Origin of the sequence: Gillisia hiemivivida (assembly GCF_007997295.1) — a bacterium.
GTDB classification, from domain to species: Bacteria; Bacteroidota; Bacteroidia; order Flavobacteriales; family Flavobacteriaceae; genus Gillisia; species Gillisia hiemivivida.
The window spans coordinates 1-15723 of the sequence record NZ_VORY01000035.1; the positions used below are offsets into that span (position 1 = coordinate 1).

A 15723-nucleotide genomic window follows, 5' to 3' on the forward strand; every position below is an offset into this window, starting at 1 on the left:
GTTCTTTCTTCATTTAAAAGGGTCTGGATAATGACTCTTTCTTTATAGGTTAGTCGCCTGTGTTTTTTTACTTCCATTTTACAAATCTATTATTTTAGATTTGTTGCGTTAAGTTATTGAATGGAACTCTTTTCGCTTAGTTTGTTATCGAAAAAATATGCAACGAACATAATATGTGTCTAATTTAATTAAAAGAATCGATAGGAAACACAAAGTTTCTAAATTCCCAAAGCTTGTAGAGGAAGAGAATTAAAAATCCAAAAGCAATTATAAATTCCATAAAGCTGGAAGCCAGAAAGCCAATAAAAGATCCAAAAGCTGCTTTTAATGCCGACTTCGAATTACTTTTATTAATGATCTCCCCAATAAATGCTCCTACAAAAGGTCCGATTAAAACCCCAAAAGGGATTGGTGCGATTAATCCAACAACCAAGCCGATAGTGGCTCCAATCATTCCAGCTTTACTTCCGCCAAAGCCTTTGGTGCCCATCGCAGGGATTATTAGGTTTAAAGCATATATAAGAACAGCAATTATCAAGGTAATGCCAAGCAGCCAATAGTTCATTGGAACAGAAGGAGCAAGGTGCAGAACTAAGAGCCCCAACCAACTTACTGGAACTCCTGGCAATACTGGCAGAAAGCTGCCAAATATTCCAACGATCATTAAAAGTGCACCAATTATTATTAAAAGGAGATCCATAGTTACTTATTTTTTAGCTAAAATATCGAATTAATCCCTCATTGAGGGTTTAATTCCCAGTTCCCATAGTTATCGGGATGCCTAAAATTCATGAAAGAATATTCCTGCCGAACCCATTGGTATACAGCTCGTGGGACTGCAACCGAGGTTCTTAAAATGAAAATTTAAACTAAATCATTAGTTCAACTAACAATTTAGTTTTATATTAGCTCCTAGAAATTTATTAGAAATGAAACAACTAACGAAAGCCGAAGAAGAGATCATGCAGATCTTGTGGCAACTTACAGAAGGGAATGTTGCAGGTGTTATGGAGGAACTGCCAGAACCTAAGCCAGCTTACAATACGGTTTCTACCATTGTTAGAATTCTGGAGTCCAAAGATTTTGTAGGGCATAGAAAAGAGGGGAAAGGCTATATTTATTTTCCTTTGGTGGCTAAAGAGACCTATAGCAACCAAAGTATGAATAAGTTAATGGATAATTATTTTAATGGCTCTTTTAAAAGTATGGTTTCGTTTTTCATGAAAAATAACGATCTGGATACTAAAGATCTAGAGGCTATTTTAAAAGAAATTAATAAAGACAAAGACACTTAATATGGAATCTTATATAATTCAAGTAATATTATTTCAGCTAGCATTTTTGCTAGTCTATGAATTCTTACTGAAGAAGGAAACCTTCTTTAATCACAACCGGGCTTACTTATTACTTACACCGGTGCTGGCATTTTTGCTGCCTATAATTAATATTGAAATGTTATCTGGTTTTGTGCCACAGGAGTCTGTGTCATCAATTTCAAGATTTTGGCTTCCGGAAGTTTATATTGGAGATGCTACCCAAAACATACAACAGCTTCCTGCATTAGTATTGTCTGAGAAAAGCAACTCTTTCAATTGGATAGCAATTATTTATGCTATTGGTACAATTGCAAGCATAGGAATCATCGGAAAAAAACTTTTTAACTTGCGAAAATTGTTCAAGTTTAATGTTATTTCAGAAGTAAAGAGCTTCAGAATTATTGAAATTCCTTCCTCGAATGTTGCCTGCACTTTTAATAAAACCATTTTTCTAGGAGAAGATCTAAGCAAAAGCGAGAGAGACCAAATAGTAGCACATGAAATCATTCATGTTCAGCAAAAACACAGTTATGATTTGGTGTTTTTTGAAATTCTCAAAATCCTTTTTTGGTTTAATCCACTAATTTATATCTACCAAAATAGAATAGCTGCACTACACGAATTTATTGCCGACTCCAATGTGGTAAAAACAATAGAGAAGCGAAGTTATTATGAGCAATTATTGAATACCGCTTTTAACACACAAAATATTTCATTCATCAATCAATTTTTTAATCATTCATTAATCAAAAAACGAATAGTTATGTTACAAAAATCAAAATCTAAAACAATCGCGAAATTTAAGTATTTGGTAATCCTACCATTAATGCTGATGATGCTTACAATTGTTTCCTGCACACAGGATGATTCTCAATCAATTGAAAGTGATGGGACCATTACAAATCAAATTGATAATTTAATAGAACAAATTGAAGCTAAAGGAGAGGTTACTAAAGAGGAAAAAATGAAAATAGAACTTTTAATGTATTTGGCTTCTCAGGCATCTTCAGGAAATAATGAAAAAGACAAGTCACATAGTAATACAGTTAACAACCAAGGTACAGATGTTCCATTTGGCGTAATAGAACAAGTGCCTCTTTATCCAGGTTGTGAGAATTTAGGCAGTAATGAAGAGCAAAAGAAATGTATGTCCCAAAAAATTCAAGAACATGTTCAGGAAAACTTCAATACAAATATGGGGAAAGAGCTTGGTTTAACTGGACAGAACAGGGTTATTGTTCAATTTAAAATAAACAAAAACGGAGAAATTATAGAGGTGAGATCACGAGCACCACACCCAAAACTAGAGGAAGAAGCAAAACGTGTAATTAATTCCATACCACAGATGATTCCAGGAAAACAAAATGGAACAGCAATTGGGGTTGTGTATTCCTTGCCAATAGTGTTTCAGGTAGGTGAATAATTTTGATTACTATAAACTTTGATAAATAGAGATTAATAGTTCTAAAAAACGAATAGTTATGTTAAAAAAATCAAAATCTAAAACAAGTGCGAGGTGCAAGTATTTGATGATATTGCCGCTGATGCTGGTGTTGCTTACTTTCGTTGCATGTAGTGAGGATACAGAACCTAGGATAGAAAATGCAGCAGAAATGGATGATCAAGATGCTGCACTTAAGGCAAATCTATGGGATGAAATAACTGCCATGGATAAAAACGGAGTAGGTTTTTCAGAAATTTCTGAATTCTTTCTAATTGAAAAAGGAGAACATATCAAGTCAAAAGAAGCCTATTATAGAATGTATGCTTTTATGAAATTAATCCACCAAAAAACCGTAGAAAGAGAAAAAGCAGCTGGTACCTATGATGAGAATAGTAAAAATCCATTTCAGTCAATTTTAAATCAGGATTATGAGGAGTATGTAGAAATGCGAAAAAACAAACCACGAGTAGAAAAAAGAAGCGCTGAGCAAGGTGATGAGCAAGGGGTGCCATTCTCAATAATAGACGAAGTGCCAACATACCCAGGTTGTGAAAATTCAGGTTCTAATGACGAGAAGAAAAAATGTATGTCTGAAAAAATTCAGGAGTACGTCAACGAAGCTTTCAATACCGACTTAGGAAAAGAACTCAATCTCAAAGGAGTAAACAGGATCATTGTTCAGTTCAAGATCGATAAATCCGGAAATATTATTGAAGCTCGCGCACGCGCCCCTCACCCTGCCCTAGAAGCAGAAGCTATACGAGTGATCAATGAAATACCACAAATGGTCCCTGGAAAACAAAATGGGCAGGCATCTAATGTAATGTATTCATTGCCAATAGTATTTCAGGTAGGTGAATAAGTTATTAATCATATTTTTATTGTTTACAGTTGTAAAAGCCGAGGATCAACCTTCGGCTTTTGCTGTTGCAGATAGTTTACAACCTTTTAAAATTTGAATTATGCGCTTTTTCTTATTACTTCTTTTAACAATCTGCCTAACATCCTGCCAAAAGGAAAGCCAGGTAGATCCAAAGATTATTCTTTCAGGAAAAGTGGAGCCTGGGGAAGCCGGATTTTTGAGACTTGAAACCAGTGCCAGATTTAAATATCACAATCAGCCGGAGCTTAAGCTGGACCTTCAAGTACAAAAAGATGGCAGTTTTAGGGACACTATAGAAATAAAAGAAGGCCATTATATACTTCAGACCGGTAATAATGAAGTGAACCTCTATCTTAAACCGGGTGATGACCTTCAGCTCAAATTAAATAATGGAAATATTAGCTACGATGGAGAAGGGGCAAAGGAAAATACTTATATAAAAGAAAGGGATTCCCTAATCGCGGTGGTGGGTGGAAATAACTTTTACCAATATTTTTCAAAGCTTCCTGAGGAAGAATTTTTACAATATGCAAATTCCCTTGAGGAGCAGCGGCTTGAAGTGATCAATCGGCACGGGGAAATGGATTTGCATCTTCAAAAAACTGAAAGATTGTGGGCGAACGTTGAGAAAGCCCACAAGTTTTACAATTATTCTTTTACGCGTGAAACCGTTGAAACTTCTTATGTTGCCTCAAAAGAATATCCAGATCCTTTGGCAGAGCTTGATCTCAACGATGAGGATCTACTGCATGTAGGTCTCTTCCCAATGCTTATTTATTCTCATTTTGGAAATATTGCCAGTGATAATGGGATGGAAGAATGGGAATATATTGTTAAGGATTCTTTTCCCATTACCAATTCTGAAATAAGAGAAGTTGCGTTTTATACAACTGCCGTTTTTTCTATGAAAAGCTTTGAAAAACTGGATGAGTTTTACCAAAAATCCCAGGAATTTATTCAGGATAAAAAGCTTAAAGAAGTAATTACAAAACAATATTTAGCCTTAAAAGAGCTTTCTCCTGGTAAACCGGCTCCCAATTTCACCCTTAGAAACATGAAGGACGAGCCAGTATCTCTTATAGATTTTAAAGGAAATTTTGTTTATTTAGATTTTTGGGCCAGCTGGTGCAAACCATGTATAGAAGAAATTCCGGCATTTAAGAAACTTCAGAAGAAATATAAAAATGACAAAATTTTCTTTGTTTCTATTGGAATAGAAAGTAATAAGGAGAGTATCCAACGTCTTATTGAAAAACATGAGCTAAATGGCATCCACCTCTTTGATCCTTCAAAAGAAAAAGAACTTAAGGATGCTTATTCAGTAAGTGGGATTCCTCATTATGTGCTCATCGATAAATTAGGTAGCATTATAGAATCTTTCGCCATGAAACCTTCAGATCCTCAACTTTATAATCAGATTGATAACCTATTGGAATAATGTTAAAGCACATGAAAGTCTTAACTACCGTCGCTTTTGTTTTAATAGTAACGGCATTGAATGCTCAACCTTCGGCTTTGGCTGTTGCAGATAGTTTGTATGCGGTTGGGAATTATTCTGAAGCCATTCAGGATCTGGAGAATATTGAAGAGAAATCTGAAGCAGTTTATTCCAGACTAGCGAAATCTTATGTTGCAAAAGGAGATTTTTCTTCAGCATTAAAAAATTATAGAACAGTTTTAGATAAAAACCCAAACAAAGTTATAACTGCTATGGAATATGGAGAGGTTTTAATTAAAGCGGGAAAATTAAAGTCGGCAGATAGTTTATATATTAATTTGTCAACCAGATATCCTAAAAATGCCTCGTTTCAGTTTCAATTAGGAACAATAAAAGAAAGACAAAATGATAGTACCGCAATTGAATATTGGCAGAAAACTATAGCTTTAGACAAAACCCATCAGCAAGCTTTATACAAACTTGCTAAAGATGCATTGAGCAAAAGGAATTTCCCTTTGGCAGAGGAACTCAGTTTACAAGGTTTAGAAACAAATCCTAGTAATGCTTCGTTGATCTCTATTTTGGCTCAAACTTATTTTAATGAAAATTCTTTTATCCTCGCAATTACTCCTTTTGAGAAATTATTGGAATTAGGACAAGGAAACGAATTTGTGCATTCTAAACTTGGGTTCTGCTATTACCATCAGAATAATTTTGAAGATGCCATTTCGCAGTACAATTTGGCTTTGGGCTATGAAGACAAAAATTCTGACACACATTATAACTTGGGAAAATTGTTTGCAAGAACGGGAGATCTAGAAAAGTCGGAAACTCATTTGCTTATGGCACTTTTAATTAAAAAGCAGCCGGTAGATGCCGAGTTTCTTAGTCTGGCTTTAACTTATAAGCAGCAAGAGGATTATAAAGAAGCACTTCAATATTTTAATAGCGCATTAGAGGAAAACCCAGATAATGAAAGAGCTTTATATGAGCGAGCAGTTGCGGCAGATATTTATTTTAAAGATGAAAAAGCCGTTATAAATTATTATCAGGCGTACCTTGGTAAGTATTCAAAAAATGGAAATTCAGAGTTGATCTATCTGGCAGAAATTAGAATTAAAGATATTAAAGAAGAATTACATCTAAAGGGAGAATAGTTTTTCCTAAGCTGCTTAAATTCACTATTTTTGGCATCCAATAGACTAGATAGTTAGCCGCATGAGAAAAATATTACTTCTGCTTATTTTCCCATTTTTGGTGTGTTGTAAGAATTTTGAAACTAAAAAAATCTCTTCGGAAGAAGTGTTTAATCAGGAAACACAATCTTTGAATTGGAAGGAAGTGGATGAATATCCGGCTTTCGAAAATTGTAAGAATATAACTGAGTTGGAAAAAGCTAGGGACTGTTTTGAGTCTACGGTCGCCAATTCCATATATGCATATCTCGTTAAACAACAACCAATTGTTACCCAATCTATAGATGATACTTTGTTTCTATATCTGGAGATCTCAAAATCTGGAAAACCAGTAGTAGATTCTATAAGAGTAGATTCTGTAGTTACCTATCAGTTGCCAGAACTGGATAAATGGGTGAGACAAAGTGTAGATTCTCTGCCAAAAATATACCCCGCCATTAAGCGTGGGATTCCTGTTTCCAGTGTTTTTAAGATGCCTATTATTATAAAAGCTGAATAGGTTTGCAATAAACAATAAACAATAAACAATAAACAATTAGCAGTTAACAGTTAACAGTTATCAATTAACAATTATCAATAAATAATTTGTAGTGAGTAGAGAGAAGTGGGCGGTTCACAATTAGCAATAAACAATTAACAGTTTTCAGTCAACAGTTTTCAGTTCACAGTTAGAAATAAACAATGAACAATAAACAATAATCAATTAGCAGTTAACAATTAACAGTAAATAGTTAAAAGTAAACCGAGCATTTCGACTTCGCTCAATATGGGCTAAAAGAGAGAAGTAGATTTTTCTATTTTTTAAAACTTCTTCCTTTCCATTCAAAGCCACTAAATAGAGATAAAATGGCCACCATTGTAGAGAAAAATGGATAAAGAAGACTACACCATAAATAATGACTCAACATCGTTTTCTTTCTGAAGAAAGCTGCTGAATAATATAGCAAGGCAAGATCTACTAGAAACTTTATAAGGAAACTGAAGAGCACGAATTCATAATTCACTTCGTTTAAGAGCGCTAGGATAAGTCCAATCCCCAAAAACAGATTCACCAATAGAACGCTTAGGCCAATTAGTTTAGCAAAAACACTTTTGTAGGCCGTTGTTTTGGCTGCCCACCTTATGCGTTGTGAGAACAATGTTTGGAGTGAAGCTTGAGGTTTGGTATAAACAATGGCTTGTTCTGATTTTAAGAAGCAAACTGGATAGTTTAGTTCTTTAAATTTCTGAAGTAAAAAAACATCATCTCCGCTAGATATATTTGAGTTACCCTGAAATCCTTCCACCGCATAAAATGCCTTTTTTTCGTAGCATAAATTGGCTCCGTTGCACAGAAATGGTTTTTTTAAACCAAAACCACCAATTCCGGCTGCTTGTAAGCCCATAAAGTCCAACTCTTGAAAGGCAACTAAATAGTTCAGAAATTTTTCATTATTAAATTTTGTGCTAAAAAAACTAACGGGTGCCGCAATCATTGTCGCACCGGTTTCAATAATTTTTTCATTAAAAGATTGAAGCCACAAAGTTGGTACAACACAATCTGCATCGGTAGTAATTATATATTCGAATCGGGCGGAATCTATCGCTGTAGCCAATGCATCTTTTTTGGGGGAATTGGTTTTCCTATTATTGTTTATAACCGAAATAAGCATTTCTGGATGAGTTTGTTTGAAATGATGACAAACTTGCAAAGAATTATCTTCAGATTCGTCGTTCACCAAAATAATTTCGAAATAAGTCTTTGGATAGTCAATATCCGAGAGACTTAATAAGAGGTCGGGCAAATTTTCAGCTTCATTCCTAAACGGAATAATTATAGAAAGCTTTAGTTTTTTGGAACATTTATTTGATTTAAATTCCTTAATTCTAAACCAACCAACAAGCAAGCTAATAATTAATACCGCATATATACAGGTGATAATTAGTAAGAGGAAAACAAAGAATTGCATATTTTCTAAACTGCGAATTAACGGAATTGCTAAACAGAATTATGTAGCTTTGCAACGCCCAATCAAAAGTAAACAAACTATTAAGAATGGGTAATAGCTAAAGACTTTCCACTTTTGAAAAACGAACGTATTATTTTAGGAATCGATCCCGGAACCACTATTATGGGCTTTGGTTTGATCAAGGTGGTGAACAAAAAAATGGAGTTTTTACAACTAAATGAGTTGTTACTTCAAAAGTATAGCGATCCTTATATTAAGTTGAAACTGATTTTTGAACGAACTGTAGAATTAATTGACACTTTTCATCCAGATGAGATTGCTATTGAGGCGCCATTTTTTGGGAAAAATGTGCAATCTATGCTAAAACTTGGGAGAGCTCAAGGAGTAGCTATGGCTGCGGGTTTATCAAGAGAAATTCCAATCACAGAATACCTTCCCAAAAAAATAAAAATGGCGATCACAGGGAATGGGAATGCCAGTAAGGAGCAGGTTGCTAAGATGCTGCAAAGTTTATTGGGACTTAAAGAATTACCTAAGAATTTGGATTCTACAGATGGATTGGCAGCGGCGGTATGTCATTTTTATAATTCTGGTAAAGTTGAAGTTGGCAAAAGTTACACGGGCTGGGATTCCTTTGTTAAACAAAATCCGAATAAGCTCAATAAGCAATGAACAATTAGCAATAACCAATTATCAATAACAATAACAATTATAAATGGGTGAAGTAAATAATCCGCTTTCTAAGAAATCTTACGATTTTGCTTTGGTTATTATTCAACTGTATAAAGATCTAACGGTTTTAAAAAAGGAATATATTCTTAGTAAGCAATTGTTGAGATGTGGAACATCTATTGGGGCTAATGTAGCTGAAGCAAATGGAGCCATTTCCAAAGCTGATTTTTCTGCAAAAATATCTATAGCTTATAAAGAAAGTTTAGAGGTGAAATACTGGTTGCTACTTTTAAAAGACTCAGAATATTTGGAATTGGATATATTTAAAAATGCTTTTGAAAAGGCTGATGAGCTATCAAAAATCATGTTTTCAATTTTAAAAACTACTAGAATAAAAAAATGATAATTGTTCATTGTTAATTGATAATTGTAAAAAAATGTCCTCACTATATATTCATATACCATTCTGTAAGCAAGCCTGTCACTATTGTGATTTCCATTTTTCCACTTCTATTAAAAAAAAGGGAGAATTGGTTGCTATGTTATGTGAAGAAATAAGACTTCGGAAAAACGAATTACCCGGAAAAGAGCTAGATACTATTTATTTTGGAGGTGGTACTCCTTCCTTACTTTCTTCAGAAGAGTTGAAAATGATCTTCGATGCCGTTAATGCCAATTTTAAAGTCAGGAAAGATGCCGAGATCACTTTGGAAGCAAATCCAGATGATCTTAGTCTAGAGAACCTTAAAACATTAAAGAATGCCGGAATAAATAGATTGAGTATTGGAGTTCAATCTTTTTTTGAAGAGGATCTTCAATTGATGAATCGAGCACATAATGCAACTGAAGCCATGGAAAGTATACAGATGGCTAAACAGTTTTTTGAGAATATTTCTATAGATCTTATTTACGGAATTCCGGGAATGAGCAATGAGCGATGGAAAACCAATATTGAAACGGCATTATCGCTTGGATTGCCGCATTTCTCTTGCTATGCATTAACTATAGAGCCCAATACGGCTCTAAAAAAAATGATTGAAAAGGGAAAAGTGAAACCGGTGGATGATGAGGCGGCAAGGGAGCATTTTGATATTCTGACTAAAATTTTGAAAGCGAAAGGTTTTACTCATTATGAATTTTCTAATTATGGAAAACCAGGGTATTTCTCTGAGAATAATACAGCCTATTGGTTTGGTAAGCCATATTTGGGAATAGGACCTTCTGCTCATTCTTATGTTGGGGAAAATAGGAAATGGAACATCAATAATAATACGCTGTATATGAAATCTATAGAAAAAGGGGAGTTGCCTTTAGAAAAAGAAGAACTGTCTACTACAGACAGGTATAACGAATATGTGATGACCAGACTGCGTACCATGTGGGGTGTAGATATTGAAGAAGTAGAGGAACGCTTCGGGAATTTTTATAAAACACATTTATTGAACGAGGCTTCCAAAGAAGTTGAATTAGATCTTTTGGAACAAAAAGCAGGGATTCTCACCGTTACTCAAAAAGGAAAATTTCTAAGTGATGGAATTGCTAGTAATTTATTCTTTATAAATGAGGATTTATAAAATATGGTTGGGCCGTCACCCTGAACTTGTTTCAGGGTCTTCTATTAAAGGAATCGAGATGCTGAAACTCCCGATGCTTCGGGACAGCATGACGAATACATACGTCACCCTGAATTCATTTCAGTGTCTTAGAGAAAATGAGCTTTCAGCACTAAAATGGATGCTGAAACTCCCGATGCTTCGGGACAGCATAAGGTTAGGCCTAATAGGTAGATTAAGGTATGTGCGTCACCCTGAATTCATTTCAGGGTCTATAAGGAAATGAGCTGTCAGTACTAAAATAGATGCTGAAACTCCCGAAGCGTCGGGACAGCATGACGGGCAGGAAGTAAATTAGAGTATTTGGATGAAAGCAGAAATTAAATATCAAAATAAAACCTACAGTTTAGACCTTTCTAAGCCTTTGGACATTTCCCTTGTTCTTAGGGGAGACGACAAAAATCCAATTGCTTGGTATTTAAATCCCCCAAAGATCCAACCGGTGGTAGATGGAGATTTTATAGGGAAAGTAACATCCGGGAGTTCTACCAATTTCAATAATATATCTTTCAATCCGCATGGACACGGTACTCATACCGAATGTGTCGGGCATATTACGAGAGAATTTCATAGTATAAATGAAACTTTAAAGAACTTCTTTTTTACAGCAAAAGTCATTTCAATTGAGCCTGAGAGAAGGGGAGAAGATCAAGTAATTACTGAGGCTCAGATTAGAAGCTTGCTAAAAGTAGATGAGGTGGAATCAGTCATTATAAGAACGCTTCCTAATTATATCGAGAAACGAAGCAAGAAATATTCTCATACTAATTGGCCATATTTAGAGGAAGCTGCTGCTAGATATATAAGAGAATGTGGTATCAAGCATCTTTTAATAGATTTGCCATCTGTAGATAAGGAAAAAGATGAAGGGAAGCTGTTAGCTCATAAGGCCTTTTGGGATTATCCCAAGAACACCAGATTAGATGCTACTATTACTGAGTTGGTCTATGTTGCCAGTAAGGTTGAAGATGGAATGTATATTTTAAACCTCCAGATAGCTTCATTTGAGAATGATGCTTCACCGAGTAAGCCGGTGTTGTATAAAATACAATAAGCCTTAAAAACTAAAAACCCGCTTCAAATAAATGAAACGGGTTTTTATTTAGTTTTAAAGAAGCTTTTTATCCTAAAGCAACTCTTTCAAAAGAAACAACTTTAAGATCACTGTCTACAGACTTAACGTAAGCAGAGATACTCATTTTGTTATCTTTAATATAATCTTGGTTTACTAAAGTGTTGTCTTTAAAGAAACGTTTGATCTTACCTTTAGCAATGTTGTCTAACATTTCTTCTGGTTTTCCTTCTTGTCTTAATTGATCTTTAGCGATCTCGATTTCTTTATCGATGGTAGTTTGATCTACACCTTCTTCATTTAAAGCAACTGGGTTCATAGCTGCCGCTTGCATAGAAACGTTTTTTGCAGCTTCTTCAGCTCCATCAACATTTTTAGAAAGTCCAGTTAGAACAGCAATTTTATTTCCAGCATGAATATAAGAACCTACGAAAGGAGCTTCCATTGTGCGGTAATCTCCAATTTCAATTTTCTCACCGATAACTCCTGTTTGCTCAGTTAATTTATCCTGAACAGAAATTCCGTTGAAATCTGCAGCTAATAATTCTTCTTTTGAAGAAGTAGAAAGTGCAATTTCTGCAATTTGAGTAGCCATAGCTACGTAAGTATCATTTTTCGCAACGAAATCTGTCTCACAGTTTAAAGAAACAATAACACCTTTAGTAGCATCATCGTTTACTTTTGCAATTACAGCACCTTCAGAAGAATCTCTGTCGGCACGCTTTGCAGCAACTTTTTGACCTTGTTTACGTAATACTTCGATTGCTAATTCAAAATCCCCATCAGCTTCCACTAAGGCTTTTTTGCAATCCATCATACCGGCACCGGTAGATTTTCTTAATTTATTTACTTCTGCGGCTGTTATATTTGCCATGATGTTTAAAATTTTTTAGTTTTTTAAAAAATAAGTCGCTTAGCTTTGTTTGAAGAAAGATCTAAACGACTTATATATTACTTAAAAAGGTATGTTATTCTTTCTCTTCTGTAGAATCAGCAGCTTTTTCAAGTGTTTCTTCTTTAGATTCTAATTTCACATCTTTTTTAGCCTCTTTCATCGCTTTTTTATCTTCAGCATCGGTAGAAGGAACTTCTACGTCAGCTTTAGCTTCTTTCGGTGCTTTTTTGTCTTCAGCATCTTTAGAAGGTGCTTCTGCATCAGCCTTAGTTTCTTTAGGTGCTTTTTTATCTTCAGCATCTTTAGAAGGAGCTTCTACATCAGCTTTAGCTTTTTTAGCCTTTGGAGCTTTAGCAGCTTTTTCATCAGATCCTTCTTCTTTAGCATCCTTACTAGACTTTCTTTCAGAAAGACCGGCAATAATAGATTCTGCCATGTAAGAAACAACTTTGTCAATAGATTTTGAAGCATCATCATTAGATGGAATCACATATTCTACTTCACGAGGATCAGAATTTGTATCAACCATTGCAAAAATTGGAATGTTTAATTTTTGAGCTTCTTTAACCGCAATATGTTCACGGGTAATATCTACAACAAATAGAGCTGAAGGAAGACGGCTCATTTCTGAAATAGAACCTAAGTTTTTCTCTAACTTAGCTCTTAAACGGTCAACTTGTAAACGTTCTTTCTTAGAAAGAGTGTTGAAAGTACCATCTTTTTTCATTCTATCAATAGAAGACATTTTCTTAACAGCCTTACGGATAGTGATAAAGTTTGTAAGCATTCCACCAGGCCATCTTTCAGTGATGTAAGGCATGTTGGCTTTTGCTGCATGTTCTGCAACAATTTCTTTAGCTTGTTTTTTTGTAGCTACAAAAAGTATTTTTCTTCCACTAGCAGCGATCTTATTAAGAGCTTCACCAGCTTCCTGCATTTTAGCAGCACTTTTATATAGGTTTATGATGTGAATCCCATTGCGTTCCATATAGATAAATGGGGCCATGTTTGGGTTCCATCTTCTTGTAAGGTGTCCAAAATGTACACCTGCATCAAGTAATTCTTTTACTTCTACTTTGTTTGCCATTTTTGTAATAGTTTACGTTCTGTTGAGATAGCAACCCCGCTAATGCGTGGTTTAGATGCTAAACTAACCTCCAATACTAGTTGGAGCAACAACAAAAATTTTAATTTTTAAATGAACTTTCGGGCAATGCCCAATGATATTAACGTTTAGAGAACTGGAATTTCTTACGAGCTTTCTTCTGTCCGAACTTCTTACGTTCTACCATTCTTGGATCTCTGGTCATTAAACCTTCAGGCTTTAAAGTAGCTCTGTTTTCCGGGTCTAATTCTACCATTGCTCTAGCGATAGCAAGACGAATAGCTTCAGCTTGTCCAGTGATACCACCACCAAAAACATTTACCTTGATGTCGAAGTTTTCTTCGTTTCCGGTCATGTTAAGAGGTTGCATTACTTTATAAACTAAAGGTCCAGTCGTAAAATAATCCTTAAGATCCTTTTTGTTAATTGTAATGTTGCCTTTTCCTTGTCCAACATAGATACGCGCAACAGCCGTTTTTCTACGGCCAATTTTGTGAATAACTTCCATTACAAAAGATCGTTTAAGTTGATAGTTTTAGGCTTTTGTGCAGATTGATCATGTTCTGATCCTACATATACCTTTAAATTACGGAATATAGCTGCGCCTAATTTGTTTTTAGGTAGCATTCCTTTTACCGCATTTTCAATTAACCTTTCCGGTCCTTTATTGAATAATTCGGTTGCAGTTAGACTGCGTTGTCCCCCAGGATAGCCAGTATGGCGAATGTATTCTTTAGAATCCCATTTTTTACCTGATAAGTTGATTTTCTCGGCATTGGTAACAATTACGTTATCACCGCAATCAACGTGTGGGGTGAAGTTAGGCTTGAATTTCCCTCTTAGTAATTTTGCAACCTGAGTAGAAAGACGACCTAAAGTCTGACCATCAGCATCTACGTGTACCCAATCTTTGGTCACGGTAGCCTTGTTGGCCGATACTGTTTTGTAGCTTAATGTGTCCACACTAATTAATTTTACTTGTTATTAAACATTCCATTCCCTGCCCCTAGATAAATCTATCGGGAAAACAGGGGTGCAAATGTACAATTATAAATTCAGAATGCAAATAGACCTTCATTAATTTATTAGAACAGAATTCATTGACTGTCAACAACCTTTATATACTGAAATAATGTCCTCCAACATCAAGCTTGCTAAAATGTGAACATCCAAAATATATTACTGTATTAAAACAGGTTTATTTTATATTTTAAAGAAAACCATAATATCGGCTAAAGACATTATTTAACGATAAAGAGTAATTTTGATGTTAATATTGTCATAAAAAACTTATTAAAATACTTATGTTTGCACTTTAGTTTCCCTAATATCAAACACCTATATATGAAATTTTATAAATTCACTTTAATTTTTGCATTGGCAATATTAAGCTTTGCTTGTAGCAAAGAAGATGGATCCGACACTAATTCCTCTTTTAAAACAAGCAATTTTGAAGCATCTATTAATCCTGATGATCTTGTTGGAGAGTGGAAACTCTCTGCTATGAATGCAGATACTTTGGTAGACCTTAACAAAGATGGGACCGGAGATAAAAACCTATTAAATGAATCCTCCTGTTTTAACGATATGAAAATTATTTTCAGTCAGGATAAAACATTTTCAACAACCAATGCTCGTCTAGATTTTAATGGAGGAACCAGCAATGCTGAATTTGTTTGTGTGAAGAATAGAATCGACTTTGGAACTTGGGATATTGAAGGAACAGATCTTATACTTCATATTAGTATAGACGGAACTATTTATACTGATAGAAAAGCTTTGAACTATAATACAAGTACTTTTGCCTTTGATGTTTCAAAAGCTGAATCTAATATATATGTAACAGATCCAGGAGATACTTCAGCTTCTAAGATCAGGATCTTAGCCTTAGAATATACTAGATTATAATGCATTTAAATTATAATAAAAAGCTGTCCCCACTTAAAAAGGACAGCTTTTTTATTTTTAAATAAATAGTAAAAAACCTATATTCAAATTCAGAATATTTATTTTCTGCTAACTGCTAACTGCTAACTGCTAACTGCTAACTGCTAACTGCTAACTGCTAACTGCTAACTGCTAACTGCTAACTGCTAACTGCTAACTGCTAACTGCTAACTGCTAACTGCTAACTGCTAAC

At 34.7% G+C, this 15723-nt stretch carries 17 protein-coding genes; 11 read left to right on the top strand and 6 right to left on the bottom strand.

The features are described 5' to 3' along the window. Nucleotides 1-184: 184 nt before the first annotated feature. Nucleotides 185-700: a DUF456 domain-containing protein gene (locus tag ES724_RS16020; RefSeq protein ID WP_146934887.1), complete on the bottom strand. Its 516-nt coding sequence runs from the start codon at nt 698-700 to the stop codon at nt 185-187. Nucleotides 701-929: 229 nt separating this feature from the next. Between ES724_RS16020 and ES724_RS16025 the strand changes: the two genes are divergently transcribed. The 6 genes from ES724_RS16025 (at nt 930) to ES724_RS16050 (ending at nt 6776) form a co-directional block, all read left to right on the top strand. Further along, nucleotides 930-1295 (top strand): BlaI/MecI/CopY family transcriptional regulator, encoded by a 366-nt coding sequence (locus ES724_RS16025; protein ID WP_146934890.1) that lies wholly within the window; start codon nt 930-932, stop codon nt 1293-1295. A 1-nt stretch (nt 1296) separates the two neighbouring features. Beyond that, nucleotides 1297-2739 carry a M56 family metallopeptidase gene (locus ES724_RS16030; protein WP_146934893.1) on the top strand — a complete coding sequence of 481 codons (1443 nt, stop codon included), beginning with the start codon at nt 1297-1299 and terminating at the stop codon, nt 2737-2739. Between the two features lie 58 nt (nt 2740-2797). Further along, complete coding sequence (locus ES724_RS16035) at nt 2798-3622, top strand: energy transducer TonB (protein ID WP_246136898.1); 825 nt, start codon at nt 2798-2800, stop codon at nt 3620-3622. Nucleotides 3623-3722: 100 nt separating this feature from the next. Beyond that, nucleotides 3723-5081, top strand: a complete 1359-nt coding sequence (locus ES724_RS16040) for a redoxin family protein (protein ID WP_146934896.1) — start codon at nt 3723-3725, stop codon at nt 5079-5081. A gap of 11 nt (nt 5082-5092) precedes the next feature. Continuing rightward, nucleotides 5093-6238: a tetratricopeptide repeat protein gene (locus ES724_RS16045; protein WP_146934899.1), complete on the top strand. Its 1146-nt coding sequence runs from the start codon at nt 5093-5095 to the stop codon at nt 6236-6238. Between the two features lie 61 nt (nt 6239-6299). Continuing rightward, the gene (locus tag ES724_RS16050; RefSeq protein ID WP_146934902.1) at nt 6300-6776 is read left to right on the top strand and encodes a hypothetical protein; all 477 of its coding nucleotides are present in this window, start codon (nt 6300-6302) and stop codon (nt 6774-6776) included. 295 nt (nt 6777-7071) lie between these two features. Here ES724_RS16050 and ES724_RS16055 read toward each other — a convergent pair whose 3' ends face one another. Beyond that, a complete protein-coding gene (locus ES724_RS16055; protein WP_146934904.1) occupies nt 7072-8226 on the bottom strand; it encodes a glycosyltransferase in 1155 nt (384 codons plus the stop codon). A 114-nt stretch (nt 8227-8340) separates the two neighbouring features. Between ES724_RS16055 and ruvC the strand changes: the two genes are divergently transcribed. The 4 genes from ruvC to ES724_RS16075 all read left to right on the top strand — a co-directional run bounded on the left by ruvC (nt 8341) and on the right by ES724_RS16075 (nt 11565). Continuing rightward, a complete protein-coding gene (ruvC, locus tag ES724_RS16060; protein WP_146934906.1) occupies nt 8341-8898 on the top strand; it encodes a crossover junction endodeoxyribonuclease RuvC in 558 nt (185 codons plus the stop codon). A 43-nt stretch (nt 8899-8941) separates the two neighbouring features. Next, the gene (locus ES724_RS16065; protein ID WP_146934909.1) at nt 8942-9301 is read left to right on the top strand and encodes a four helix bundle protein; all 360 of its coding nucleotides are present in this window, start codon (nt 8942-8944) and stop codon (nt 9299-9301) included. Between the two features lie 34 nt (nt 9302-9335). Beyond that, complete coding sequence (hemW, locus tag ES724_RS16070; protein ID WP_146934912.1) at nt 9336-10472, top strand: radical SAM family heme chaperone HemW; 1137 nt, start codon at nt 9336-9338, stop codon at nt 10470-10472. A 346-nt stretch (nt 10473-10818) separates the two neighbouring features. Then, the gene (locus tag ES724_RS16075) at nt 10819-11565 is read left to right on the top strand and encodes a cyclase family protein (protein ID WP_146934915.1); all 747 of its coding nucleotides are present in this window, start codon (nt 10819-10821) and stop codon (nt 11563-11565) included. Nucleotides 11566-11632: 67 nt separating this feature from the next. Here the strand turns inward: ES724_RS16075 and tsf are convergent, their stop codons facing one another. From tsf to rplM, 4 genes are all read right to left on the bottom strand, one after another. Continuing rightward, on the bottom strand, nt 11633-12457 hold the full coding sequence (gene tsf / locus ES724_RS16080; protein WP_146934918.1) for a translation elongation factor Ts: 825 nt from the start codon (nt 12455-12457) through the stop codon (nt 11633-11635). Nucleotides 12458-12551: 94 nt separating this feature from the next. Beyond that, nucleotides 12552-13565, bottom strand: a complete 1014-nt coding sequence (rpsB, locus tag ES724_RS16085; protein ID WP_146934921.1) for a 30S ribosomal protein S2 — start codon at nt 13563-13565, stop codon at nt 12552-12554. A 139-nt stretch (nt 13566-13704) separates the two neighbouring features. Continuing rightward, entirely contained in the window at nt 13705-14091 is a 387-nt protein-coding gene (gene rpsI / locus ES724_RS16090; protein ID WP_026837404.1) for a 30S ribosomal protein S9, read from the bottom strand. Continuing rightward, on the bottom strand, nt 14091-14546 hold the full coding sequence (gene rplM, locus ES724_RS16095) for a 50S ribosomal protein L13 (RefSeq protein WP_026837405.1): 456 nt from the start codon (nt 14544-14546) through the stop codon (nt 14091-14093). Before rplM ends, rpsI begins: the two co-directional genes overlap by 1 nt. A gap of 381 nt (nt 14547-14927) precedes the next feature. Here rplM and ES724_RS16100 point away from each other — a divergent pair, with 381 nt between their 5' ends. Beyond that, a complete protein-coding gene (locus tag ES724_RS16100; protein WP_146934924.1) occupies nt 14928-15491 on the top strand; it encodes a DUF5004 domain-containing protein in 564 nt (187 codons plus the stop codon). Nucleotides 15492-15723 lie beyond the last annotated feature (232 nt).

Bases quoted from the DNA above. Each gene is read 5' to 3' on its own strand.
- hemW (WP_146934912.1), top strand. From the start codon at position 9,336: ATGTCCTCACTATATATTCATATACCATTCTGTAAGCAAGCCTGTCAC.
- ES724_RS16035 (WP_246136898.1), top strand. From the start codon at position 2,798: ATGTTAAAAAAATCAAAATCTAAAACAAGTGCGAGGTGCAAGTATTTG.
- ES724_RS16020 (WP_146934887.1), bottom strand. From the start codon at position 700: ATGGATCTCCTTTTAATAATAATTGGTGCACTTTTAATGATCGTTGGA.
- ES724_RS16100 (WP_146934924.1), top strand. From the start codon at position 14,928: ATGAAATTTTATAAATTCACTTTAATTTTTGCATTGGCAATATTAAGC.
- rpsI (WP_026837404.1), bottom strand. From the start codon at position 14,091: ATGGAAGTTATTCACAAAATTGGCCGTAGAAAAACGGCTGTTGCGCGT.
- ES724_RS16030 (WP_146934893.1), top strand. From the start codon at position 1,297: ATGGAATCTTATATAATTCAAGTAATATTATTTCAGCTAGCATTTTTG.
- ES724_RS16065 (WP_146934909.1), top strand. From the start codon at position 8,942: ATGGGTGAAGTAAATAATCCGCTTTCTAAGAAATCTTACGATTTTGCT.
- ES724_RS16045 (WP_146934899.1), top strand. From the start codon at position 5,093: ATGAAAGTCTTAACTACCGTCGCTTTTGTTTTAATAGTAACGGCATTG.
- ES724_RS16055 (WP_146934904.1), bottom strand. From the start codon at position 8,226: ATGCAATTCTTTGTTTTCCTCTTACTAATTATCACCTGTATATATGCG.
- ES724_RS16050 (WP_146934902.1), top strand. From the start codon at position 6,300: ATGAGAAAAATATTACTTCTGCTTATTTTCCCATTTTTGGTGTGTTGT.
- rpsB (WP_146934921.1), bottom strand. From the start codon at position 13,565: ATGGCAAACAAAGTAGAAGTAAAAGAATTACTTGATGCAGGTGTACAT.
- ES724_RS16075 (WP_146934915.1), top strand. From the start codon at position 10,819: ATGAAAGCAGAAATTAAATATCAAAATAAAACCTACAGTTTAGACCTT.
- tsf (WP_146934918.1), bottom strand. From the start codon at position 12,457: ATGGCAAATATAACAGCCGCAGAAGTAAATAAATTAAGAAAATCTACC.
- ES724_RS16040 (WP_146934896.1), top strand. From the start codon at position 3,723: ATGCGCTTTTTCTTATTACTTCTTTTAACAATCTGCCTAACATCCTGC.
- ES724_RS16025 (WP_146934890.1), top strand. From the start codon at position 930: ATGAAACAACTAACGAAAGCCGAAGAAGAGATCATGCAGATCTTGTGG.